3 protein-coding genes and 1 pseudogene are annotated in these 1,243 nt (G+C 39.6%); 2 read left to right on the top strand and 2 right to left on the bottom strand.

What is annotated here, in order from left to right:
• Positions 1–161: lysozyme (locus tag ACFIQE_RS10545; protein WP_375707719.1), on the bottom strand; the 161-nt coding region annotated here is incomplete at its 3' end.
• 142 nt (positions 162–303) lie between these two features.
• Here ACFIQE_RS10545 and ACFIQE_RS10540 point away from each other — a divergent pair.
• Positions 304–528 carry an antitoxin MazE family protein gene (locus ACFIQE_RS10540; protein ID WP_273791685.1) on the top strand — a complete coding sequence of 75 codons (225 nt, stop codon included), beginning with the start codon at positions 304–306 and terminating at the stop codon, positions 526–528.
• Complete coding sequence (locus ACFIQE_RS10535; RefSeq protein ID WP_375620473.1) at positions 528–851, top strand: type II toxin-antitoxin system PemK/MazF family toxin; 324 nt, start codon at positions 528–530, stop codon at positions 849–851. Before ACFIQE_RS10540 ends, ACFIQE_RS10535 begins: the two co-directional genes overlap by 1 nt.
• 38 nt (positions 852–889) lie before the next feature.
• Here the strand turns inward: ACFIQE_RS10535 and ACFIQE_RS10530 are convergent.
• A pseudogene (locus tag ACFIQE_RS10530) lies at positions 890–1,243 on the bottom strand (late control protein); the annotation flags it as partial.

Genomic DNA, 1,243 nt, shown 5'->3' with positions numbered 1-1,243 from the left:
TTTTCCGTGATGGTCATGCCTTCATAAACAAAAGGCTTTCCAGCATTGTTTGTATGTCCATAACCTATTGTCCACACCCCAATGGTATCTTTGTAGGCGTTTAAACGCAAGCCTTCCCATTGTTTGATAAGTGCAAGTCCCTCTAATGATATTTTTCGCATGTGTTGCTCCATAAAAAAGCCCCACACAAGGCGGGGATGAGTGAATATTAAAAATTACAATTATTGCCTTTTATTAAAAATCTTGTTTCATGTAACTTTTTTCTGTGTTATACGTTACATGAAACATAATGGAGATTTTGTTATGGCTACAATGCACGTCAATGAACGCGTTCAAAAACATCGCAACGCACAAAGAAAAGCAGGTTTGCGTTTAATGCAAATTTGGGTACCAGATATTCGCCAACCGAACTTTGCAGAAGAGTGCCGACGCCAATGTCGCTTAGTCGCAAAAATGGATAAAACAGATACATCTATGCAGTTGTTGATGGATCAATCTTTAATGGATGTTGATGGCTGGACAGAATAATGCGTGGATCTCTCGTCACAATAGCTATGCAAGGCGATTTTGGTAAACCAAGACCTGCGTTAATCATTCAAGCTAATCAATTTAGTGAGCATACAAGTGTAACGGTTTTACCAATTACAAGTACACTTGTTGATGCGCCATTACTCCGCATTACGATTCAGCCAAACACAAAAAATGGTTTACAAAAACCTTCGCAAGTAATGATTGATAAGATTATGACGGTAAGATGTGAAAAAGTTAGTCCAGCTTTCGGCTCCATTCATGCAGATAAAATGGTAGAAATTGAACGCTGTTTAGCTGTATTTTTAGGAATAGTAAAATAAAAATAGTATTTCTTTTTATCATCATAAAATAGCTTTGTTTATATATCTTCCTCATCCATATGGATGACGCCTTCGCCTTCGTCGCATGCGTTTGGTGGGGCGTTTGGATCAAGGGTATCATCCTTTTCTGGTGTTGTGTTTGCAACGTTTCCAGCCGCATCTTCTTGTGATGCATCAAAAAGTTCGCACTCTATTTTTGTGGTGTAACCACCCGTTTTATCAAGTTTGTGTTTAACGCTTTTGATGCGCCATTCTGCCGGTATATAAGGGCGGAAAGGGGGCTCTTGAACAAGCTTTGCTTCTGCTTGCACAAAGGGATCACCACCGATATCACATGAGAAAGAAGACTTACCGCGTGATGATTTATTGCGATAAGCAGCAATGGCCGCAAC

This window comes from Bartonella sp. AA1HLJMS, assembly GCF_042197445.1.
In the GTDB taxonomy this organism is placed as follows: Bacteria; Pseudomonadota; Alphaproteobacteria; order Rhizobiales; family Rhizobiaceae; genus Bartonella.
This window is presented reverse-complemented; position numbering and strand designations above follow the sequence as displayed.